At 54.7% G+C, this 22896-nt stretch carries 20 protein-coding genes and 4 pseudogenes; 13 read left to right on the forward strand and 11 right to left on the reverse strand.

Features of this window, described 5'->3' with window-relative positions; translation table 11 throughout:
* The first annotated feature begins 54 nt into the window (after positions 1-54).
* The 5 genes and pseudogenes from surE (at position 55) to WLO32_RS07630 (ending at position 1987) form a co-directional block, all read left to right on the forward strand.
* Complete coding sequence (gene surE, locus WLO32_RS07610; protein WP_435947801.1) at positions 55-516, forward strand: 5'/3'-nucleotidase SurE; 462 nt, start codon at positions 55-57, stop codon at positions 514-516.
* A pseudogene (locus WLO32_RS07615) lies at positions 482-577 on the forward strand (hypothetical protein); the annotation flags it as partial. The gene surE and the pseudogene WLO32_RS07615, both read left to right, overlap by 35 nt.
* A gap of 42 nt (positions 578-619) precedes the next feature.
* Positions 620-838, forward strand: a complete 219-nt coding sequence (locus WLO32_RS07620) for a hypothetical protein (protein WP_435948359.1) — start codon at positions 620-622, stop codon at positions 836-838.
* A 98-nt stretch (positions 839-936) separates the two neighbouring features.
* Positions 937-1560, forward strand: a complete 624-nt coding sequence (locus tag WLO32_RS07625; protein WP_435947802.1) for an alcohol dehydrogenase catalytic domain-containing protein — start codon at positions 937-939, stop codon at positions 1558-1560.
* Between the two features lie 40 nt (positions 1561-1600).
* Complete coding sequence (locus tag WLO32_RS07630; RefSeq protein ID WP_435947803.1) at positions 1601-1987, forward strand: zinc-binding dehydrogenase; 387 nt, start codon at positions 1601-1603, stop codon at positions 1985-1987.
* A 364-nt stretch (positions 1988-2351) separates the two neighbouring features.
* Here the strand turns inward: WLO32_RS07630 and WLO32_RS07635 are convergent, their stop codons facing one another.
* Positions 2352-3257 carry a LysR substrate-binding domain-containing protein gene (locus tag WLO32_RS07635; protein ID WP_435947804.1) on the reverse strand — a complete coding sequence of 302 codons (906 nt, stop codon included), beginning with the start codon at positions 3255-3257 and terminating at the stop codon, positions 2352-2354.
* Positions 3258-3423: 166 nt separating this feature from the next.
* Between WLO32_RS07635 and WLO32_RS07640 the strand changes: the two genes are divergently transcribed.
* Positions 3424-4047: a LysE family translocator gene (locus WLO32_RS07640; protein ID WP_435948262.1), complete on the forward strand. Its 624-nt coding sequence runs from the start codon at positions 3424-3426 to the stop codon at positions 4045-4047.
* 53 nt (positions 4048-4100) lie between these two features.
* On the opposite strand, the gene WLO32_RS07645 is transcribed toward WLO32_RS07640, so the two are convergent.
* The 5 genes and pseudogenes from WLO32_RS07645 to WLO32_RS07665 form a co-directional block, all read right to left on the reverse strand.
* Positions 4101-5177 carry an ABC transporter ATP-binding protein gene (locus WLO32_RS07645; RefSeq protein ID WP_435947805.1) on the reverse strand — a complete coding sequence of 359 codons (1077 nt, stop codon included), beginning with the start codon at positions 5175-5177 and terminating at the stop codon, positions 4101-4103.
* Positions 5170-6940: pseudogene (locus WLO32_RS07650) on the reverse strand (ABC transporter permease). Before WLO32_RS07650 ends, WLO32_RS07645 begins: the two are co-directional and overlap by 8 nt.
* Before the next feature lie 78 nt (positions 6941-7018).
* Positions 7019-8108: pseudogene (locus WLO32_RS07655) on the reverse strand (ABC transporter substrate-binding protein).
* Positions 8109-8303: 195 nt separating this feature from the next.
* Positions 8304-9002, reverse strand: coding sequence for a response regulator (locus tag WLO32_RS07660; protein WP_435947806.1), 699 nt, complete (start codon positions 9000-9002; stop codon positions 8304-8306).
* Positions 8995-10645 (reverse strand): annotated as a pseudogene (locus tag WLO32_RS07665) (ATP-binding protein). The gene WLO32_RS07660 and the pseudogene WLO32_RS07665 overlap by 8 nt, the downstream one beginning before the upstream one ends.
* Before the next feature lie 527 nt (positions 10646-11172).
* On the opposite strand from WLO32_RS07665, the gene hpaD reads away from it, so the two are divergent.
* From hpaD to hpaI, 7 genes are all read left to right on the forward strand, one after another.
* A complete protein-coding gene (hpaD, locus tag WLO32_RS07670; protein WP_435947807.1) occupies positions 11173-12126 on the forward strand; it encodes a 3,4-dihydroxyphenylacetate 2,3-dioxygenase in 954 nt (317 codons plus the stop codon).
* A gap of 158 nt (positions 12127-12284) precedes the next feature.
* Complete coding sequence (locus WLO32_RS07675) at positions 12285-13538, forward strand: MFS transporter (RefSeq protein ID WP_435947808.1); 1254 nt, start codon at positions 12285-12287, stop codon at positions 13536-13538.
* An 86-nt stretch (positions 13539-13624) separates the two neighbouring features.
* Positions 13625-14914, forward strand: a complete 1290-nt coding sequence (locus WLO32_RS07680) for an FAD-dependent monooxygenase (RefSeq protein ID WP_435947809.1) — start codon at positions 13625-13627, stop codon at positions 14912-14914.
* Positions 14915-14962: 48 nt separating this feature from the next.
* Complete coding sequence (locus WLO32_RS07685) at positions 14963-16009, forward strand: amidohydrolase family protein (protein ID WP_435947810.1); 1047 nt, start codon at positions 14963-14965, stop codon at positions 16007-16009.
* 129 nt (positions 16010-16138) lie between these two features.
* The gene (locus WLO32_RS07690) at positions 16139-17023 is read left to right on the forward strand and encodes a fumarylacetoacetate hydrolase family protein (RefSeq protein ID WP_435947811.1); all 885 of its coding nucleotides are present in this window, start codon (positions 16139-16141) and stop codon (positions 17021-17023) included.
* Positions 17017-17820 carry a 2-oxo-hept-4-ene-1,7-dioate hydratase gene (gene hpaH, locus WLO32_RS07695; protein ID WP_435947812.1) on the forward strand — a complete coding sequence of 268 codons (804 nt, stop codon included), beginning with the start codon at positions 17017-17019 and terminating at the stop codon, positions 17818-17820. Before WLO32_RS07690 ends, hpaH begins: the two co-directional genes overlap by 7 nt.
* Before the next feature lie 9 nt (positions 17821-17829).
* Positions 17830-18609, forward strand: coding sequence for a 4-hydroxy-2-oxoheptanedioate aldolase (hpaI, locus tag WLO32_RS07700; protein WP_435947813.1), 780 nt, complete (start codon positions 17830-17832; stop codon positions 18607-18609).
* Between the two features lie 57 nt (positions 18610-18666).
* On the opposite strand, the gene WLO32_RS07705 is transcribed toward hpaI, so the two are convergent.
* The 5 genes from WLO32_RS07705 to WLO32_RS07725 all read right to left on the reverse strand — a co-directional run bounded on the left by WLO32_RS07705 (position 18667) and on the right by WLO32_RS07725 (position 22887).
* Entirely contained in the window at positions 18667-19518 is an 852-nt protein-coding gene (locus WLO32_RS07705) for a DUF2218 domain-containing protein (RefSeq protein ID WP_435947814.1), read from the reverse strand.
* A gap of 159 nt (positions 19519-19677) precedes the next feature.
* Positions 19678-20064, reverse strand: coding sequence for a RidA family protein (locus WLO32_RS07710; RefSeq protein WP_435947815.1), 387 nt, complete (start codon positions 20062-20064; stop codon positions 19678-19680).
* A 59-nt stretch (positions 20065-20123) separates the two neighbouring features.
* On the reverse strand, positions 20124-20987 hold the full coding sequence (locus tag WLO32_RS07715) for a hypothetical protein (RefSeq protein ID WP_435947816.1): 864 nt from the start codon (positions 20985-20987) through the stop codon (positions 20124-20126).
* Positions 20953-21303 carry a hypothetical protein gene (locus tag WLO32_RS07720; RefSeq protein WP_435947817.1) on the reverse strand — a complete coding sequence of 117 codons (351 nt, stop codon included), beginning with the start codon at positions 21301-21303 and terminating at the stop codon, positions 20953-20955. The genes WLO32_RS07715 and WLO32_RS07720 overlap by 35 nt, the downstream gene beginning before the upstream one ends.
* Positions 21304-21660: 357 nt before the next feature.
* Positions 21661-22887, reverse strand: a complete 1227-nt coding sequence (locus tag WLO32_RS07725; protein WP_435947818.1) for a DUF3500 domain-containing protein — start codon at positions 22885-22887, stop codon at positions 21661-21663.
* Positions 22888-22896 lie beyond the last annotated feature (9 nt).

Raw genomic sequence — 22896 nt, forward strand, 5'->3', positions numbered from 1 at the left:
GGAAATAATTATCCTTGACTGGTTTAAATCAATTCTGAACAGGAAGGCGATATTGTGGCTCAAAAATGGTTACCACGGATCTTGCTTGTTAATGATGACGGCATCGACGCGCCGGGAATAAGTTTGCTTGAAGATATCGCAAAAAGACTGGCAGAAGAGGTGTGGATAGTCGCACCCGCAACGGACAGAAGCGGTGTGGCAAACTCGGTCAGCCTGCGAGAGCCTGTTCGCGTGGAGCAACGTGGGGAACATAAGTTTGCCGTACAGGGCACGCCTGCCGATTGCGTTGTCGTAGCTGTCCGGCAACTGATGAAAGAACATCCTCCGCAGCTGTTACTTTCAGGCATTAACAACGGTTCTAATATCGGCTTTGAGACAGTCCTCTCTGGTACCGTAGGAGGCGCTATTACGGGAGTCCTGCTCGGCGTGCCGTCGATAGCGTTGAGTCAGGACAGGCGCCCTGAGGATCGGGTTAACTGGCGTGCCGCCGAGGCCCTTTTGTCTGCCGGTTCTTGACAGGTTACTAAGCCTCGGGCTGACGACAGACTGTTGTCTGAATATAAATTTCCCTGACCTGCCCGCAGAGCAAATCAAAGGAATTAAGGCGACGCGTCAGGGAATGGGTAAAGTCAAGGGGTTACAGGTATCGCCCACTACGGATCCCCACGGCGAAGATTATTTCTGGATTCGGGTGGAGCATGGCGTTACCGCCTTTCCTGAACACAGTGAGGCCGGAGCGATATCTGAAGGTTATATTTCCGTCACGCCTTTAACTTTCGAAAGGACGGCGATGGAAAGCTGGCATCGAATTTCAGAAGCCCTGGATTCGCCGCGCTGATACCAATCATGACAGGTGTATTTTGTCGCCCTGCCAGGGGGCGACGCTTTTTATGTCACTTCCTCCTGCGTAAGCTAAAACCGATAAGTGAGGTCAATATGAAGGCTCTAAATTTGTATGGCATACAGGATGTCCGCTATGAAGAGATCGCCACGCCAGAAGTGGAAAAAGAAAATGACGTTCTTATCAAAGTGCATACCGCCGGGATTTGCGGCTCGGATATTTCACGTTTTGGCAAAATAGGCTCATACAATCCCGGGCTGACCTGGGGACATGAATTTTCAGGAACGGTGGTCAGTACAGGAAGCGGGGTAACTTCGGTTCGCAAAGGCAATCGCGTAACGGCATGTAACTGCTTTCCCTGCTTTCACTGTGATTACTGCAAACAGGGCGCTTATGCCCGTTGTACGGACCTTAAGGTGCTGGGCGGGCACAAAAGCGGCGCCTTTGCAGAATATATTCTGATGCCCGAAGAGAACGTCCTTAAATTACCTGAAAAGATGGACTTCTCGACAGCCAGCTTTATTGAACCGTCAAGCGTAGTGGTTCATGGCATGCGGCAGGTTGATATCAAAGCGGGCTGTCGTGTGGCGGTGGTCGGCTGTGGCACTATCGGTCTGCTCGCGGTGCAGTGGGCAAAAATCTGCGGGGCGGGCGAAGTCTTTGCGTTTGATACCGACGAAGGCAAGCTTGCTATCGCGGCGAAAACCGGGGGCCGTTGACACATTCTGCGTCAAAGATAATGACTATGCCGGCAGATTTATGCAAAAGACCCGGAACGCCGGGGCCGACATTGTTATTGAATCTTCCGGGAATGCCGCCGGGATAGCCTCAGCTTTGCTTCTGGCAGCGAAAGGCGGCTCTGTTGTACTGCTGGGCATCCCCTACGGCGATGTGGCCCTGCCGAGATTGAATTTTGAAAAGATCGTCCGTAATGAATTAAAAGTCATTGGTTCCTGGAATTCCATCTCCGCTCCCTTTCCCGGCAAAGAGTGGCAAACGTCCATACATTATCTCAACACCGGGCAAATTGACGTGGCCCCGTTAATCACCAAAAAAGTTCTGCTGGCAGATGTGCCTTCTGTTTTACCCACGCTTTTTAACCGGGAAGAGTTTTTTGTAAAAGTACTTATCAAGGTCGATGAATAATTCTGATTATTCTGCGGAAGATTATATTTTCCTGTCATTACCTGTATCAGTCATCCAGTCAGAGAAATGAAACCGTTAAATATTTTTATTCCTTTTTTCTGATGGCGGTCAACATAAGGAAATGCGATCTTCCGTATTTTCACGACGAATATTTTGCACATTTTTAAAGTGATTATTTTATGAGTCAGGTTCTGCACGACAATCTGTTGAGTCTATTAAGCAGCCTGATGTTGTAATTTGACAGCTTTTAAAACATCGGCCTGCAAAGAACGTCATTTTATGCCGGCTTACGGATCTAAGGTCAGTTTTTGCCACAAGGGCACTGCGAGGGACGGCGATTAACCACCTTCGTTGCCGCCGTCGATTAGCGCAGATAGCCGATCCCCTCCGGTATCTGGCTCGGTACCGCGTCTTTTAGCCACTCATAAAGCAGCGCGATATTCTTGCTGTACGGCTTTCCCGTAGGCCATACAAACCAGTAGCCATCTCCTGTAGCAACGGCTTCACTGAACGGCACAGCCAGCATGCCGCTTTTAATGGCTTCCAGGCTTAGCAGCAAATCTCCCACCGCAATGCCGTGGCCGCTTATCGCCGCCAGGTTGCTTTGCTCAAGCGTATCAAAAACTTTTCCCCGGGCAATATTGAGGTCGCCGAATTTGCCGGTCCGTTTCAGCCATCTTCGCCAGTCACGGCGATCGGACGAAGGATGAATAAGCTCACGGCTATAGATATCCCTGCGGGCCTGTTCGACAAGCACCGGCGCGCATAGCGGAATAAGCCATTCATCAAATAACGGCCTGCTTTCGGTGCCCGGGCCGAACCGGCCATTTCCCAGCAGGATCGCGCAGTCGTAAGGCTCCCGAAGGAAGTCCACCGTATCGGTATCCATCCAGACGCTGGAAATCTCAATAACAGGCGTTGAGTTTTTCTCACGAAAGGCTTTTAGCACATCCAGCAGCCAGCGCATGGTCAGCGTGGTCGGAGCTTTTAAACGCAGTTCACAACTGCTGCTGCGAAAGGCGTAACAGGCGCGCTCCAGCGACTGGAATCCTTCGGTCAACTGGCTTGCCAGTGCGCGACCGGCCTCGTTCACCTCGACCCGAGGCCCGTTGCGCCTGAAAAGCTCACACTCAAACCAGGCCTCAAGGGTACGGATATGCCGGCTAACGGCGCCGGGAGTCACGTTTAACAGCGAAGCGGCTTTACTGAAAGAGCCGAGGCGGGCTGCGGCCTCAAAAGCGCGCAGGGCATAAAGCGGAGGCAGGGACATATAACAACCTTTTTGAGTTTTACTCACAGTAAATCGCAGTTTTTTGCGTTTTTCAATGCCCTGTTTGGCCTGAATAATAGCCAGCGCCAGAACCGCGTCTGACAAATCAGATGGATAAATACCCGGCGGATTTACCCGAATGCCGCCTACAGGAGAAAAGCAGATGGTGAATTTATCTTTATTAGGAGCCTACATGCTGGCGGTCTTAACGCTGTTGCTCACTCCCGGCCCGGTTGTGGCGCTGGTCACCGGCACTGCGGCGCGCTATGGCGGCCGGAGGGCCTTTACCACCTTAATAGGTACGAACGGCGCGTCTCTGGTGCTGATTGCGCTGGCCGTGCTGATGCTGGCAGGTATTGTCTCCCTCTCTGCGCTTTTTCTGTCTCTGTTGGGCATAGCGGGTTCGCTATTTATTGGCTGGGGAGCCGTTGCCAGCCTGCGAAAAAGAAGCGAAACGGAGGATATTAAAGAAAAAGCGGTGAACGGCGAAGGCGGGGGAATAGTCCGGGGTTTTGTCACGGGGATAGCTAATCCCAAAGACATTCTTTTTTTCGTCTCTTTTTTTCCTCAGTTTATTGCGGTGACCGGAGATTTTACGGCCAGTATTATGACGCTCTCTTTGGTCTGGATTGTTTTCGATTTTACCGTGCTGTCGCTTTACATCGTTATGGTGAAAAGCTGGGTGCCGGAGCGCCACGGCAGGCGCATCGAGATATGCTCCTCGTTTTTTCTGCTCGCGGTGTCATTTTTTGGCGTCATATATAACGCCCGTGAACTTGTCTTGCGGTAAGTATTATCCCCGGATGCGCGGGCAACCCCTCTGCTGGCGGTTGCCCGCGTTATTCAGGCTTTAGGGAAAATCCAGACATGTTGCTCAGGCAGGGCCAGGTGGCAATGCTGCGGGTCACGAACCTCGGTGCCGTAGGCGCGGATAACAAAATCATCGCCCGCGGTACGGAACAGGTACTCCCAGCGGTCGCCGAGATACATGCTGGTCAACAGCGGCAGCGCAAGCTGGTTTTCACTCTCGCCCGGGCCGTCTGCCAGCACGACTCGCTCTACGCGGATAACCGCCGTGGCCTGCTGGCCGCTTTGCACGCCTTCGCCGGCCTGGCCCCACAGCGCCCAGCCTTTGCCTTCAATGCGTGCTTTTCCGTTGCCAGCTTCCGTCACTTCGCCATGCAGGCGGTTATTGCTGCCCATGAACTCCGCGGTAAACAGGGTTTTTGGCGAGCCGTACATCTCCTGCGGCGTGCCTTGCTGCTCGATTTTGCCGTTGTTAAGCAGCAGGATCCTGTCGGAAATAGCCATCGCCTCATTCTGATCGTGCGTCACCATCAGCGCCGACAGGCCGAGTTTGATAATCAGCTCGCGCAGGAACACGCGGGCCTCTTCCCGCAGCTTGGCATCAAGGTTGGACAGCGGTTCATCAAGCAGGATCACCGGCGGGTTATAGACCAGCGCACGGCCAATCGCCACGCGCTGCTGCTGGCCGCCTGAAAGCTGATACGGATGGCGCTTACCGAGATGCCCAAGGCCAAGCTGGTCCAGCACCGCCTGCACCCGCTGCGCGATTTCCCCGCTCGCTACTTTTCGCAGTTTTAGCGGATAGGCGACGTTCTCAAACACCGTTTTGTGCGGCCAGAGCGCATAGGACTGAAACACCAGCCCGAGGTTGCGCTCTTCGGCCGGGATTTCACTGCGCGGAGTGCCGTCATACACTTTGTTCCTGCCGATAACGATGCTGCCCTGCGTGGGCTTTTCCAGGCCTGCGACGGCGCGCAGCAGGGTGGTTTTGCCGCTGCCGGAAGGCCCGAGTAAGGACACCACTTCGCCACGTTTCAGCTCCATGGAAACGCCCTTCAGCACCGGGTTGTCGCCGTAGGTTAAGTGCAGATTCTCGACCAGTAATTCAATCATGTAATTTCACTCCAAAGCGAAGGGCAATCCCCAGGCCTACGACCACCAGCAGGATGTTAATAAACGAAAGCGCGGCGACAATATCGATGGCGCCGGCGGCCCACAGGGAAACCAGCATCGAACCTATGGTTTCGGTGCCCGGCGAAAGCAGGTACACGCCGGTTGAATATTCCCGCTCGAAAATCAGGAACATCAGCAGCCAGGAGCCAATCAGGCCGTAGCGTGATAAGGGAATGGTGACGTGGCGGGTGATTTGCCCGCGGGTCGCGCCGGTGCTGCGCGCGGCTTCTTCCAGCTCCGGTCCAACCTGTAACAGCGTCGAGGAGATGAGCCTTAAGCCGTACGCCATCCACACCACGGTATAGGCCAGCCAGACGCTGAAGATGGTGCTGCGCAACGAACGTAGCCAGACGATAAAGTTATCCCGCAGCCATTGCGACCAGGGCATGCCGGAAAGCCAGCCGGATTTAAGCGCGTTGTCGAGCCACATCGGCAGGAACAAAAACACCCACAAAAACGCCAGCCCGGCCAGCAGCCCCGGCACCGCGCGCGGCACCAGCACGCTGTAATCAAGAAAACGCGTCACGTCGTCCGGCTTGCGGTGCATGGCGATACCGATAAACAGGTAGCAGGCCCACCGCCAGCGCGCCGCCGATAACGCCGATCGCCATTGAGTTGACGATGGCCCGCAGCAGATTCGGCTGTTCCCAGATGTTGCGGAAAGTGTTGAGCGACAGCTCGTCCCAGAGGGAAACGCCGACGCCCCAGTTGGAGATAAAGGCGCGCAGCACGACGCCAATCAGCGGCACGCCGATGGTCACCGTCAGCCAGAAGGCCACCACCGCGCCCGCCACCCAGCGCCATTTCCCCAGCGGCAACGCGCGCGCCTGCGACGCTTTGCCCTTAACCGTCACGAAGCGGTTGGCGGTGCGCATCAGGCGGCGTTGCAGCATCACCAGCGGAATAGTGATACAAATCAGCACCACGGCAACCGCCGCCATCAGATGATATGACGGCGTGCCAAGCTTGTTGGTCAGCTGATAAAGATAGGTCGCCAGCACCATGTTGCCTTCCGGGTCGCCCAGCACCAGCATCAGGCCGAACACTTCAAGGCCGAGGAAGAACAGCAAAACCGAAGCATACAGAATCGAAGGACGCACCATGGGCAGGCTGACGGCCGTCATCACCTGCAGCGGCGAAGCGCCGGCGGTACGCGCGGCTTCTTCAACGTCCGAACCCACGCTGCGCAGCGCCGAGGAGATATAAAGATAGGCGTGCGGAACGTGTGTCAGGCCGGCGATTACGACGATGCTCGACATGTCGTAGATGTTCCACGGCACGAAGCCGAGAATCGACTGCGCCCACAGCGAGAAGAAACCCACGGGGCCCGCGGCGACGACGTAGCCAAAGCCCAGAACCATCGGCGAGACGAAAATGGGCACCAGGATCAGCGGCTCAATCAGGCGTCTGCCGGGTAAATCGGTGCGTACCATCAGGAACGCCAGAATACCGCCAAGCGGAATGGCGATAACCACCAGGCCGAATGCCAGAATAAAGCCGCTTTTAAGCGCCTTGTAGAAATCCGGATCGGTAAAAATGAACGCAAAGGATTCAAGGCTCCACTCTTTCGACGGCGCAAAGAACGGCGCGGAGAGAAAACTTTGTATCACGATGAACGACAGTGGAACGTAGATAACCAGCGTGGTTATCAGCACCACAATGCCGCGCGGCAGGCTCTGCCATTTTCTGAGCAATGCACTCATGCGACTTCCCTTAGTTTATTCACCCTGAAAGCTCAATCAGGCAAGAGAACAGGGAGGCGGCGTGCGCCTCCATAAGCCTTATTTGGCGGCAGCGGTGCGCCACTCTTTGATGTAGTCCAGACGTTTTTTAGGTTGCAGATACTCAAGCAGGCTTTCGTCAACCGGGATCGGCTTGAGCGCGTCGCCTAACATTTTGGTCATGCCGTCGATGTCGTTTTTGCCTTCGATATCGTTGCGGATGGACGGGATGTCCGCCTGGTTTGCCAGAATGCTCTGTCCTTTTTCAGACAGCACGTAGTCCAGCCATAATTTTGCGGCATTGCCGTTTTGCGCCTGCTGGCTGATGAAAGAAACGCGCGACAGCACCAGGGTGTAATCCTTTGGATAAGAGATGCCGAGCGACGGATCGCTTTTAGCGCGCGCTTCGGCGTAGGAGCCGAGGATGTTAAAGCCAATCAGGTTTTCGCCGGATGACACGCGTTCCATCATGGTGCCGGTAGAGGACTGCACCGCTAAACCGCCTTTGGCGACGTCAGCCAGCGTTTTGAAGTAGTTCGCATCGGCTTTAGAATCCTGCACGGAAAGCATAAAGCCGAGGCCTGATTTCTCGATATCGTAGGTGGTGACTTTTTTACTGAATTTTTCGCTCTGGCTGGCGATAAGCTTCGCCAGCGCGGCATGGGAGTCAGGAACCTCGCCCGCCGGGATCTGGCGTTTGTTATAGATAAACACCACCGGCTCGTAGGTTGTGCCGTAGGCCCTTGTCTTTCCATACCGCCCATTTCGGCAGCTGGCCCTGTTCGGGGGATTTATAGTCCCGGGCATAGTCCACCGCAAGCTTCAGGGCGGTGTCCATTGAAGAGCTCCACACCACGTCGCCGCTGCTGCCGCCCGCGGCCTGTTCGCTGATATAACGGTTGTACAGCTCGGTGCTGTTCATATCGTTATATTCAACCTTAATGCCCGGGTAAGCGGCCTCGAACCCCTGAATGAGCGGGCCTGCGGCTTTGGTGTCGGTAGTTGAATAGATGACCACCTTGCCTTCTTTGGTGGCGGCGTCGACGACTTTTTGATAATCCGCCGGGTAGCCCTGCGGTAAAGCCGCCATGGCGGAGGAAGAGAGCAGTACAGCGGTAACGATCGGGGAGAGAGCGTGTTTATTTAACATTATTATTAACCTTTAGCTGCATTTGGGTAACTAAAAGTCAACATAGCGCATGGCGTTTGGCAGGCAACGGGGGGATTTTTTTATCTTCCCGAATTGTGATTCGGCGCTTTTTTTAAGCAATTAACACCATTAAAACCACGGCGGTAAATAAAAACGGGCCGCCGTAACGGCCTGTCCAGGCTGTAATTTTGATCGCTACTTATGGGATATTTTGCGATATAGCCGTCTTGGATGGCCGATGTTGCCGTACTGCATCTCGACGCCGATAAAACCCATTTCCACGCAGTATTCCAGATAACGGCGGCCCGTCGTTTTGCTGATGCCCACCTCTTCGACTACCTGTTCCACAGACCAGCTGACGTCCGGGCTGGCTGTAAAAATGCGCTGCACCTTGTCCAGCGTATTGGGCTCAATCCCTTTTGTGGAGGGGGCGGAAGGCGTATTGATGGCGGGCAAATTATACAGCCGGTCCAGCGCGCTCTGATCCACCACCTTCACGTGACGCAAGGTTTTGATCAGCTGCATAAAGCGTTCCAGCGAGCTTCGCAGGCGGTGAAAGGAGACCGGTTTAATAATGTAGTCGAAAGCGCCGCTGCGCATGGCGTGGCTGCAGGTCTGCATGTCGCTTGCAGCGGTAATGAAAATCACCGAGCAGTCGAAGCTTTTCAGCAGGGGGCTGTCGATCAGATCCACGCCCTGGCCGTCCGGCAAATAGTTGTCGAGCAGCACCAGCTGCGGCTGATGCTGTTCCAGCAGCTGGCGCGCCTGCGCAAGCGTCGCGGCAATTCCCACCACGCGTAGCTGAAAGTTTTGCTCGATAAAATCACGATGCAAGCCGGCGAGGTAGGGCTCATCTTCCACAATAACGACATCGAAAATATTGCTGTTATTCATGGTGTTGTCCTGCTGAAACGCTTAACGAAAAGGGAATGAAAACGGAAAATATGGTTCCTTGCGGCGTATTGTCGGAGATTTCGATACTGCCTCCGGCCTGATGAACGTAACCCGCCGCCAGATAAAGCCCGATGCCGTGGTCGGAGCCGGCCATTTCATGGTTGCCCGACGGCTTGGTGGTGACGCCCTGCTCAAAGATATGGGGTTTCAGGGCGTCATCCACGCCGCAGCCGCGGTCGGGCCACTTCAATCAGCAGCTCCTGGTTTCTGTCAGAGATATACAGCTCTACAGGCGCCGGGGCATGAGCTTTCAGGGTGGCGTCTACGGCGTTATCCAGTAAATTTCCCGTGACTGACATTAATGCCGTTTCGCTGATAGCCGCCGGAATACGCGTCAGCTGGCAGGCGGGATCGAATTTCAGCTCGATGCCTTTTTCCCGCGCGCTGACGTACTTCCCCAGCAGAAGGCCGCAAAGCGCAGGCGAGGTGACGTGCGCGGAGACAAAATCCAGCACTGACTGCGCGCCTTCGGACTGCGCCTGGATATAGCGCATCGCGTCGTCGTAACGCTGCATTTGCAGCAAGCCCGCAAGCGTCGCCGTCCAGTTCAGCTGCTCATGGCGCATGATGCGCAGGTTATCCGCATAGCGCTTCACCTGGCTTAGCTGGCTGCTCAGGGTATTGATGTCATTTTTATCGCGGAAGCTAAAGACCCAGCCGCTTTCAGCACCCGGCTCAAGCTCTATAGGCACGCGGTTGACGATGACCTGCCGCTGATTGAGCACCATGATCCGATCGTGATGGCTGCTGCCGTCGGCGACGTCGCTGTGGGTAAAAAAGGTCGGCGGGGTGTGCATGACCTCCACCAGCGGTTTTCCGAGCAGGTCGTTTTCAGGGCGACGGATATCGAGCATCTCCCGCGCGGCGCGGTTAATCAAAAGCAGCTGCTTTTCGGCGTTGATGGCAAACACGCCTTCATACATGGCCTCCAGCAGGGCCTTCTGCTGGCGAACCAGCAGCGCGATATCTTTTGGCTCAAGCCAGAACATTTGCTTTTTCACGTTGCGGGTAAACACCCATGAAAAAATAAACAGCAGGAACAGTAGCAGCAGGCCGTATAAACCCGCCTGCCAGAGCAGACGGGCATTGATATTGGCGATATAGGAGGTGAGGTAGCCGACGGAGACTATGCCGATTACCCGATTATCGGCGTCCAGGATCGGGGCTTTGCTGCGCAAAGAGACGCCGATGCCTCCCTGACGCATGGAAATAATGATTTTGCCCTGCAACACCTCTGCATTATCGCCGCCGATCATCGGCAGATGAAGGCGTTCCGGCGATTCGGAATGGTACAGATGCCGCTCGCGCACGTCGCCAATCACGATATAGCTGGCATCGCTTTGCTTGCGTATCGGCTGAATCATACGCGCAATCGCTGAGACATCCCTCGCGGCGACCTTGTCAGCAAGCCCCGGCATCAACGCAATCTGGCTGGCCTGAACGCGTGCGCGCAGCCCCAGGTCGCGGTGAAGTTGACGGTCAATAACATGGAATAAGATTGCGCCCAGCAGGGCTAACAGCAGACAGGAAAATCCCACCAGAGATAAAAAGAGTTTCACCTGAAAAGGTAATCTGCGTTTCATATAACCCGCTGCGGAATAAAACGAAAGAGGCACATCGAATCAGCCTATCACGGCAAAAACGGGGGCGTAATCGGGCGATGGCAGAGTTGTGAACTGGCGAGCCTGGCTGATTTTAACGTGCAATCTGGCGCGGCGGGAGAAGGGAGCGCTCAGGCACAGAGCGGGCATTGTATTCGATAGACGAAAGCGCTATGTCTCCCCGGCCTCTGCTGCACGCCCGCGCCTGTCTGCGTAATCACCTCTTTTCTAAGCGTCTTAAAAACCTCTGAGGCTTCCTCCTACCCGGCCGCGATTGATTCGCATTTGCGCGCTAAATCACGTTCCTTAATTTTCGATCCCTGGTTGGGTTGTTCTTTTATCAGTCTCATCTACTATCAGTTTATCCATAAGATATATCTACATTGAAGTTATATCTTTTAGAGGCCGACGTTGTCTTTAATGTAGTGGCAGCGCCGTAAAAATAAGAAGGGCACCGTCAGAGTGCCCTGGTAAAACGGTCTGAAACCCTATGAAGAGAGAACACGACAATGCATCCTGTCAATACGATGGTTCTGGAGCCGCCCTTCAATATCACCCGTGCCAGCCACGTGGTGCTTAACGTCGGCGACCTGGAAGCCAGCAAGCATTTCTACACAGAATTGATTGGCCTTGTGGTCAGCGATGAAGACGATAGCGTGGTTTATCTGCGCGGTCTTGAAGAACGCGGTCACCACAGTCTGGTATTACGGAAATCCACCGAGATGTCATGTACCCGCCTTGGCATGCGGGTACAAACGGACGAGGACATTCTTAAAGCGCAGGATTATTTCGCCGGCAAAGGCATTGATTGCCAGCGTGTCGACATCCCATTTCAGGGCGCCACGCTGCACGTGAACGATACTAACGGCGTTCCGCTTGAGCTGTGCGCCAGCATGGAGCCGTGCGAAAGGTTGTTTAAATCCTACGATCGTTATCGCGGCGCGTGCGCTCAGCGGCTCGATCACTACCAGCTGCAGACGAACGATGTGCGTAAAAACTGGGCGTTCTATCAACCGCTCGGATTTCGCGTGAGCGAATACACCTATTCCATGCTTCCTGATGGCAGCGAGCAGCTGTGGGGCGTCTGGCTGCAGCGTAAAGGCAACCCACACGACATCGTCTTTACCAGCGGCACGGGCCCGCGGCTGCATCATTTCGCCTATACGCTGCCCGACAGCAACGACATGATCCGCGCCTGTGATATCGCCGGCGCTCTGGGGTATGCGCCCCGGCTTGAACGTGGGCCCGGACGCCACGGGATCAGCGGCGCTTTGTTCGTCTATTTCCGCGACCCTGACGGACATCGTATCGAGCTATTTAATACCCACTACCAGCATATCGATCCCGAACCCGCCATCGCCTGGGATCTTGCGGATCCTAAGCGTGCCGACCAGTGGGGGCCTGCCCGCTCGCGATCGATGGTTCCGCGAGGCGACGCCCTTTGCCTCTCTCACGCCGCTTAATCCAGCCATTTCGGTTGACCCGCCGACGCTTGAAAGGTTTCTCGCCATGGCTAACGACAGCTGAACGGCTAAACCGCTGCACAACCTTTTGAAGATAAAAAGGCGCGGCTTCTTGCAAGAAGCTGCGCCCGGGTAAGCTCAACCAGGAGATAAGGATTATGGCTGTGATTAATAACACGGGTATCCGAATTTTTGTGATTTACGCGCTTGGCGTCATGGCCGCAATGACGGTCAGCGAAGCGGTCACGGAACTGGGTGCGATCGCCAGAGAGTTCCGTCTCACAAACCAGGCGCAGGTGGGCATCGTCATGTCTTTACCGTCGCTGATGGTGGCTTTAGGCGCGTTGATGGCGGGTTATCTCGTTGACCGAATGGGGGACCGCATCGTTTTGCTGACGGGGGCGGTCGTTATCGTCGTGGGCGATATCGGCGTTATCCTGGCTTCTTCCTGGGAATTACTGCTGGCGGCCCGGGCGGTGACGGGGGTTGGCTATGTATTCGCCGCTGTCGCCGCCGTAACGTTGCTTATCCGTATGACGACGGGCAAACAACGCACTATGGTCATGGCCTTATGGTCGACGTTTGTCCCGGCAAGCTTCCTGTTGCCGTTTATTTTCGCGGGTCTTGCGGAGCAGTTTCACACGTGGCGCGCGGCATTTTTGGGCCACTCTGTGCTGACGCTGATACTGGCCGTGCTGGCGCTGCTCAGCATTCCCCAGCGTACCGCTCAGGAAAAAATTCAGTTTTCCCGCACCCGTGGGCTTAGCGCGGTACTAAAAAGCCCGCTTCCTTATCTGCTGGGCATTTCTTTCGGTGCCGATGCGTTTATTCAGACCGGCATGATTTCTACGCTAACGCCATTTTTATCAAAAGCTTATGGCGTGCCCGCCGTTGAGGTCGCGCACTGGAACGTCGGGGCTATGCTGGCCAATGCCGTGGGCTGTCTGATGGTAGGCGCCCTGCTAAACCGCGGGATCAGAGCCACGGTGGTGGCGGGAATGGGCATCGTCATGGCCGCGGCAACGGCGCTGTGCATTTACCTGCTGCCTATCGGCTTTATGCCTTCCATCATCGCCTCCTGGATATTCATGTTCAGCAGCGGGCTGCTGGTTGGCATGTGGGCGCTGGCTCCGTTCGTCGCGCCTTCCCGTGAAAGCACGGGGGCGACCAGCGGGCTTATCACGCAGATCACGCTGGTGGGCGTGTTCCTCGGGCCGCCGCTTTTCATCGGTGCGGTTCATAACGACGACGCCAACAAAATGGCGGCGATGGTCATCATCGGCCTGGCGGTATGCCTGGTCGCTATTCCTGTCTGGCGGCGTGGCCCGGCCCACCGGCCCGGTGAGCAAAACATCGGCGATACGGCGCAAAGCCGCACGGAGGATAGCAGCAAGGTTGGCGTGGTTCGATGACGACTAAAGTGGTGAGCCTGCGTATCTGGCTCTTAGCAACAAACAGGCATGTGTGCCTTTTAAATAAAAATCAGAGGTAATTCATCATGTTGGATATTGCCATTATTGGTGCCGGTCCCGCCGGCCTGGCGACGGCCCTGCGATTGCAGCAAAAAGGATTTCGTCCGCGTCTGTACGAAGCTGTTTCAGAAATTAAGCCGCTGGGCGTGGGCGTGGATATCAAACCTTACGCCGTGAAAGAGCTGACTGAGCTGGGTCTTTACGAAGCGTTTTGCGCAATATCAGTGGAAGCGCGCGAGTCCGTTTTTTATAGCGGCTACGGCCAGCAAATTTTCGCGGAAAACTGCGGCCGCCATATGGGGTATGACCACGATCAGCGCTTTGTACACCGCGGTCATCTGCAGATGATGCTCTACAAAGCGGTGCAGGAGCGTCTCGGACAGGATGCGATCAACCTTGGCTGCCGCTGTAGCCACTTTGAACAAGATGAAAAGGGCGTGACGGTTTATTTCGATAACGCCGCAAATCCTGACGCACCGGCGCAAATCCGGGCCGATGTGGTCATCGGCGTGGACGGCATTCGCTCTGTTGTCAGGGGAAAATTATTGCCTGAGTCGGCGCGCAGCCATTTTTCCGGCCTGACGCTTTATCGCGGCGTCACGGTGATGCCGCCGTTTAAAACGGGCGGCAGCATTCTGCACATCGGCGATCCGGCCCGTCAGGGAACGCTGATCGTTTATCCGATTCAGGACAACGTCGACGGTAAAGGCAACCAGCTGGTGAACTGGGTCATTGAACAAGATGAAAAGCCGCAGAGCGAAGAGGACTGGAACCAGGAAACCGGCGTAAAAGAGATTGAACACGTCTTTGACGACTGCCAGCTCGATTTCCTGGATATCAGCCAGATGATCGCCAGCGCTCGCGAGTGCTATCTGTTCCCGCTAATCGATCACGATCCGCTGCCGCAATGGTCGTTTGGACGCATCACCCTGCTTGGCGATGCCGCGCATGCCATGTATCCACGCGGCGGCAACAGCGTCTGCCAGGCGTTTGTCGATGCGCGCGCGATCGCTGAAAAGCTTGCCGACATCAACGATCCCGTTGAGGCGCTGAAAGCCTATGAGCTGGAACGCCGCGAGAAGGTTAACTGGCTGGTGCTGGCGTCTCGCGGGGAAGGACCGGAAGTGGTGCGCCGTATCGTTGAGGAACGCAGCGGCGGGAAACCTTTCGATGATATTGAAAATATTTTCCCGTACGAAGAGGCGCTTTCTATTTTCAGCGAATATCACGCGAAGGCGGGAATGAAAATTCCGACGGAAAAAGAAACTGCCGCGTCTGCAAAATATAAATCCGTATTTTCAGCAAGCAATAATTAACCTAAACCCAGCAAATATTATCAACGCTAAAACTAACAGGATGACAAAATGACGAAAATTATTGATTCCAATATGCACTGGCTGCCAGGCGATCTTTTCTCGGATGAGAAGCTGTTGAATTCATTTTTAAGCTGCGTACCGAAACAGTACGGTGTTCATACCCGGGTTGAGCAAATTGAAGGCAAAGATTTGCGCCAGCTGATTATTGAGCAGCCAAAAGGCTATGTGAATCTGAACTATGCGGAAGGGCAGTACACGCTGGAAAGCCAGCTGGCCGATATGGAAAAAGCCGGCGTCGATCATGCCATTTTCCGCCTGCCGGTCTGGCAGGAGTGGCTGGACCTGGAAACGTGCAAAAAAGTTAACGATCGCATGGCGGAATACATTAAACGCAGCGGCGGCAAAATGTCCGCGCTGGCCGTTGTGCCGCCATGGGGTACGGACGACTGCCTGCGTGAAGTGGACCGCTGTCTGAATCAGCTCGGCTTCCGCGGCGCGCAAATTGTGGCGCACTATGGCCAGATCTATCTGGACGACGAGGCGTTTCGCCCATACCTGAAGTACCTGAACAATCTGAATATTCCTGTAGTGGTACACCATACGCCTCTGCCGGTGGACTACCACTCAGTGCTGCCTTACACCAACCAGCGCCGCCAGTTTGGCCGCTGCATCGACCAGGCGACGGCGGTGGGCCGCGAGCTGTTTAGCGGCATGTTTGATGAATTGCCAAATCTGAAATTCATCCACTCCATGCTCGGCGGGGCGTTTTATGCTTTTGCCGACATGCTGGTGCCGCCGCAGCATCAGTTCAACGATGCGGTCGATCGTTTCCAGACGGGAACCGGCAACTTACGCGCCCAGCTTTCAAATAATATTTTCTTCGATACTTCCGGCGCGCCTCAGTGGGGCAAGGCACAGCTTGAGGCCGCCGTGAAGGTTATTGGCGGGAAAAATATTCTCTACGGCAGCTCATATCCAATCCGTAAAGACTGGTTCTTTAAGGGCATCGAGACGATTAACAGCCTGGATATTTCTTCTGAAGATAAGAGCAATATTTTGGGGGGAAACGCGGCGCGTATGTTCGGCATTGAATAAAGAAGGGCCTTTTTCTGCCGCGTAATGAATACGCGGCTTATTACCCTCATGACCTATTGTGCCCCTTGTGTCGCACGCGGCGCCAGCTAACGCCGCGTTTTTTAGCGCGTCGGGCCGTGGAGAATAAAGATGAAAGAGTCCAGATTTGCCGCCTTCAGCGTGGGTAATGACCCGACCATAGAATACGGACTGGTCGCCGATGACGGCGTAATTAATCTTGCCCGCCGTGTCGGCGAACGCTGGCCGGATTTGAAGGCGGTAATAAGCGCCGGGGCGCTTGATGAGCTGGCGCAGGAGTACCGCAACGCGCCCGTCGATCACGATATGAATGAGATTACCTGGCAAATACCCGTTCCAAATCCCGGGAAAATTATTTGCGTCGGGGTTAATTACCCGGACCGCAATGCTGAATATAAAGACGGGCAGCCAGCGGCGCAGTATCCCTCGTTATTTATTCGGGTGCCGGGTTCTCTGACCGGCCATCTGCAGCCGCTTTTACGTCCGCCGGAAAGCGAGCAGCTTGATTACGAAGGCGAAATCGCGATAGTCATCGGCAAAGGCGGCCGTCGGATCGCGCACGATCAGGCGCTGACGCATATTGCGGCCATAACGTTGTGTAATGAAGGTACTGTTCGTGACTGGGTACGCCATTCAAAATTTAATGTGACGCAGGGGAAAAATTTTGAGCGTTCAGGTTCGATGGGGCCCTGGCTGGTGCCGCTGTCGCGCCGGGAACAGCTTGAAGATATTCGCCTGACCACGCGGGTAAATGGCGAAATCCGCCAGGACGACCGTACGTCCCGCATGAGCTTTTCCTTCGCCTGGATTATTCACTATCTTTCGACCTTTACCACGCTTTCGCCGGGCGACATCATTATTACCGGTACGCCAACCGGCTCGGGCGCAAGGCTTACGCCGCCCGTCTGGTTAAAAGCAGGGGACGTGGTTGAGGTGGAGGCTGAAGGGCTGGGGGTGCTGCGCAACACCGTGCAGGATGAGGAGGGGACATGTTAACGGCGCCGCAAATCCTCAGCGCGGTGGAATCCCTGGCGCTGGCCGAAGAAACGCGTCAGCAGATTGGGCTGTTTTCCCGCGCCTGGCCTGGGATGACGCTGGACGACGCCTACGCTATTCAAAGCGCGTGGGTGAAACAAAAAATTGCCGCAGGCCAGCGGGTTATCGGCTGGAAAATTGGGCTCACTTCTAAAGCGATGCAGTACGCGCTGAATATTAATACGCCGGATTCCGGCGTCTTATTTGAGAATATGCGTTTTGAAGAGGGGGCAACCATTCCCGCCGCGCGGTTTATCCAGCCGCGCATTGAAGCCGAACTGGCTTTCGTGATGAAAACACCGCTTAAGGGAGCCGATATCACCGTAACGGACGTGCTCAACGCGACGGACTATATCGTACCCGCGCTTGAAATCCTTGATACCCGCATTGTCCGCAAAGACCCGGCGACCGGCCATGCCAGAACCATTGTCGATACCGTTGCCGATAACGCCGCCAATGCCGGAATCGTTCTCGGCGGCCAGGCGTTCAGGCCAGACGCGGTAGATATGCGCTGGATGGGTGCCATTGTCTCGCGCAATGGCGTGGTGGAAGAAACCGGGCTGGGAGCGGGCGTGCTAAATCATCCCGCCCGGGGCATCCTCTGGCTGGTCAAACGGCTTGCACAGTATGGCGACAGTATTGCCGCCGGGCAGGTGGTGCTGGCGGGGTCGTTTATCCGCCCGGTAGAGGCGCGTCATGGCGATACCATCACCGCGGATTTTGGCCCTCACGGCACGCTCAGCTGCTATTTCGAATAGGAGGTTTTTATGCCTGCGCCGATCAATACTTTTAAAGTCGCTTTGAAAAATCGCCGGCCGCAAATCGGCCTGTGGCTGGCGTTAGCCAACCCCTATTGCGCTGAAATATGCGGCGGCGCCGGGTTCGACTGGCTGGTGCTTGATGCCGAACATGCGCCCAACGACGTTCCGCTACTGATGCAACAACTGCAGGCGCTCAGCGCGAGTCGTTCACAGGTGGTGGTGCGATCGCCGGTGAATGCGCCGTGGTTGATTAAACAACTGCTTGATATTGGCGCGACCACGCTGCTGGTGCCGATGATTGAAACCGTAGAGCAGGCCCGGGAGATGGTTCGCGCGGTTCGCTATCCGCCGGAGGGCATCCGCGGCGTGGGCGCGGCGCTGGCGCGTGCATCGGCATTCAATCGTACGGCGGATTATTTGCTAACGGCGAATCAACAGATTTGCCTGCTGCTGCAGATTGAGAGCCGGGCGGGTCTTGAGCAGCTGGACGCCATTACGTTACTGGACGGCGTGGACGGGATTTTTATCGGGCCTGCGGATTTGGCTGCGGATATGGGCTATCCCGGCAACCCTGGCGCGCCGGAGGTGCAAAGCGTAATTATGGACGCGCTGGCACGTATCCAGGCGCACGGCAAAGCGGGGGGCATCTTAAGCGCGGTGCCGCAGCTGTGCAAAAATTACCTTGAGGCCGGGGCAACCTTTGTCGCGGTTGGCAGCGACGTTGGGCTTCTGGTCAACGCCACGAATACGCTTGCAGCCGAATTTAAAAATTGCGTTAACCGTTAACCTTTATACAGCCAAAACGGGAGCCGCGGCTCCCGTTCATAACAAACTTCAGGCGCGTCATTCCCTTTTCCAGTCAAAACTCAGCGATTCCCGTACGGCGGCCTCATGCAGATGGCGCATCATGATGTCTTCCAGTTCGTCCAGCTTGTCTGGCTGGCTGGCTAAAACCGTCAGCACCAGCGCATCCTGCGCCAGCTGCATCCGTACTTCGCCGATGCTCAGGCGAAATTGCCCGCTGGTTTCGTCAGCGATGACCGGTGTACGATGCTGGAAATGGCTGCACATGCGACGCAAAAAACGCGCGGCGTTAGGCGTATTAAGAACGGCCTCGCTTTTTAAGGCGTTTTCCGCAGGCGGGGGCTGCAGTAATAATGATTCCAGCTGGTCCGCTGCGGTATGAATAATCTTCGCCATCTGTTCGATGGTTTCGCTGCTGACGGGTTCGCATTTTATCCGCAGGCTTAATGAATTTTTAAGGTGGTTCATAGCGTTAACCAGGGGCTCAGGCGATTTACCTTTGCCTGTCGGCGGCTTGCGGGCCATAAGTTTTTCAATCACGCCCTGGTTGGCCTTAATAAAGGCTTCGCCTTCTTTAGTGATCGAATAACGTTTGCGCCCGCCTTTTTCCAGCTCGATATGGGTATAGCTGCGGTCATACAGCCAGGTTAGCGCAGGATAAATAACCCCGGGGCTGGGTTTATAAAGCCCGTCAAAATGCGTTTTAATTTCATGAATCAGTTCATATCCATGGCTGGACTGTCTGGCTATCATAGCCAGCAGCAGCAGCCGCAGCTCGCCATAATCGAAGACGCGCCCGCGCCGCCCGGTTTTCTTGCCGGTTAACGCTTCCGCATCATTGACCCGCTCTGCCTCCCGGGTTGAGACGGATTCTGTTGAATCATTGGTCAATTTTTTATCCTCCATGTTATCTCTCACGATACATTTAGATGCACGGCTTACGACATCTTATATCTGAGATTACAATATATCGGAATATTATTCCTGTCTCACAGCGTCTTAATCTCCGGCTTCTCCTGTATGCGCTATTGGCGGGCGTGCTAAAAAAGGTTAGCGGCTTAAGACCGCGATAAAATCACACTGGATAAGGGTATTGCCGTCGAATTTGCCATCCAGAGTATGGCGGGCAGGGCGTGAGGCAGGGTCGGGAAACACGCTTTCCCAGTATGGGTTAACGACCGCCCGATGGGATTTATCTTCCATCCACAGCGTCATTTTTATGATATCTTCCGGCGCGCCTCCTGCCGCCCGCACAATTTTGCAGACGTGTTCAAACATCAGAGCACACTGCCGATCTAGCTCCTCGGGTACCCGTTGCGTTTGCGGATCGCGCCCGTAAATCACTGCGGAATAAACCATATTATCGATCCGGCATGCGGCAGGAATCGGATTGGCATGGGGAAAATCGTCGCTGTAGATACTTACGCGTCTTACCATTCTGCTCACCTTTGTGACATGTTGATAAGCCGCATGGCTATGCGGCCGGGTTAAAGAAATCAGTATTCGTACTCGGGCATGATTTTGCCGAAGTGATAGACCAGGCGCAGACGTTCCGCATGATAGTCTCCCGTCGCTTTGGTCGGGGTATCAACGTAATCCAGCTCAAGCTCAAGATGCAGGCGGTCGGTGAGGTTGTAACCCAGAATCATAAATCCTGCATTCACGTCTTTGGCGGGAAGCGGGTAGTAAATACCCGGCGAATCATCGAGGTCGAGGCGGGTATAGCCAAGCACCACCAGCGACTTATCATTGTGGTAGCTGTAGCGGGCCACATAGGCGTTACCGGGCTGGTTCGCGGTGATCATGGATGACAGCGGCTGCCCAATATCCAACGGCGAAGAGTCGTAAATACCATAGCTATACGGGGCAAAAAAAGCGCCGTTCAGGAAAGCGCCGTCCTTTTCAGGAATATGGGTGCCTGCGACATAAAAACTATGGTTACGGGAGCGGACTCCCACTTTCGCCGAATAAAGGTTGGTGTCGATGTCATGATAAGGAGCGACCTGATCGTCCGCATCCCATTCACGGGCATACTGCACGCCCCAGAAAGGCGTCCAGCCGCTAAAACGCAAGCCTTCTACCGGCAATTCCAGACCGCCGTAGGCAAGCTGGACGCGTTTGTCGAAGTTGTAATACCATGCCTCCGCCCTTGCGCTATAGAGCTTACCGTAACGTAAACCGACGGTGGTAAATCCGTCGGTATCGGTGGAGGGAATATTGGTTTCATCCACTTCAGGCGCGCCGGCATCTCCTTTGCCGAAGGTATCTGAGCTGTAGGGCTTATAACGGAATATCCGGTAGCCGTGCAGTTTTAAATTTTCGTCATTAGTCAGGGAGTAGCTGCCGCCGGCCCCCTTCATAAAGCGCCGGAACCATCGTCCTCCCGACGCCTTCGTTGGCAAAAGGCGTATCCAGCCCCATGCGTCCACCGCGTAGATCAAAGCCGTAATCGTGGTAACGGAGATAGGCTTTTCCTAACACGTTTACGCTGTCAGCCGGGACATAGCGCTCGGTTTTATCCGGGTCGTTCGAGTTGATGCCCAAATCAAAGGCGGAGTAGGCGCCGAGGCCAAAGCTGAAGCCGTTAAAATCCGCGCTGCGATACTGTAGATCCCCACCCGCAGAAAAAGTATTTTTATTCTCCACAACGCCGGCAAATTCCTTAAAAAATACCATGCTTTTTAATTCACCAAACAGCTCGCCCTGATAAAGCCAATCGCTGAATGAGTTAACGTTCGTATTATTAACAGCCGTGCTTTTACTTTCCGGCACGCCAGCGTTATCTGCTGATGGCGCTGCGGAGAATACGCAGCTGGAAAACAGGGCCAGAGGAAAAACGCTGCAAAATGAAATTCTGGATGTTATTTTAACTTCCATTGCCTGATAACCTCGCTGAGGGTAGTAGGGATTAAAATTAAGTTGTTATCAAAGTATTTTCCTGCCTGGATATGTGACGACCATAATGGCGAGGTGTTTACGCCATTATGCTACATGGGTAATAAATAAAATTAAGCGCGTTATGCGAGCGTTGAATTATTTCTCGTTAAAAGCCGAAAGTAATTTCCTGCCGTAGTCATTGCCATTCGGCGTGCGGATAATAGTGTGAATATGAAAGCGTGCTGGTTCTTCATTGGTTAACCACATCCCGCTGTGGTGATCGAATTCCAGTAATATGACCGGGCTCTGGATGCGATAATAATAAACGTCATCGTCCTTGCAGCCGCCAATCCAGCACCACCATGTGTTGTCCATATGGCTTGCTATCTGGGTCATGCGCGCCTGCCGGGGGCCATCCGGTAAAACAGATAAAAATGCCTCAACGGTTGCGAGCAGCGCCTTTTTTTGCTCAGCGGTAAATTCAGCCGCGCAAATACCCTCTAAGGGAATAATGCGATTATCCTGAAATGCGCCGGCAAGATGCCGTTGGTCGGCAAAATTAAAACGTTCTGGCGGCATTGCCGGATCTTCCATGAGCTGATAAATCGTCGCGCGTTTTTGCTGCTTGAGAGTTAACGACTGCATTAACCGCAGGCCAAGGTTTTCTTCTTCAATAAATAATGTGGCGTCGTTTTCATCACCGCGCGCAATAACGTTTGGCTCAACTCCCATAAACGTAGGGGAGATGACAAGCTGCCGACCGATAATAAAGCAGCAAAACGCCACGTGGTGGCCATATATATTCCATCCCCAGGGGGCAGATTCTGATGGCTCGCCAAAAATCATAAAATGGAAGCTCCAGCGATTCATTATATTATTGAGATCGTAGAGCTCGCCTAAAAAATGATTGGCGTCCATCAGATGGCGAATTTTTTCATAGCCCTGCGGGCTGGTGCAGCTTTGCAGAAGCTGCCAGAACGCTTCCCGCGTGGAGGACGGCGTATCTTCAAGGCGAACGCCGAAATCGTTAAACGGGATTTCAGGGTTATACCAGGCGCGCCACTGCTGGGCGTCAACGGGCTGGCATACCCGCTGCTGCTGATTCTCATCCAGCGTAGCCAGCAGGTTTCTGGCCGCTTCCACCGCGGGTTTTACCGCGAAACCTTCGTCCTGCAGAGCATACAGGCCGGTTTGTATTTCTCCCGCGGCGGTAATTCCCCGGAACTCTTCATCCAGCAGCGCCTGCCACTGTTTTTTTAAATTCCGGGCTTTTTCGGTCGCCAGCATGCGTTGCGCATAGACCGCGGGTGTTACCCCTCGCGCGGCGGCAATACGCGGCGAATCGCCGGGTAAAAGGTAGTCGCGAAAATTCTGGCTGCTCATTCTCTTTTC

Source organism: Dryocola mayonis, from assembly GCF_051307045.1.
In the GTDB taxonomy this organism is placed as follows: Bacteria; Pseudomonadota; Gammaproteobacteria; order Enterobacterales; family Enterobacteriaceae; genus Dryocola.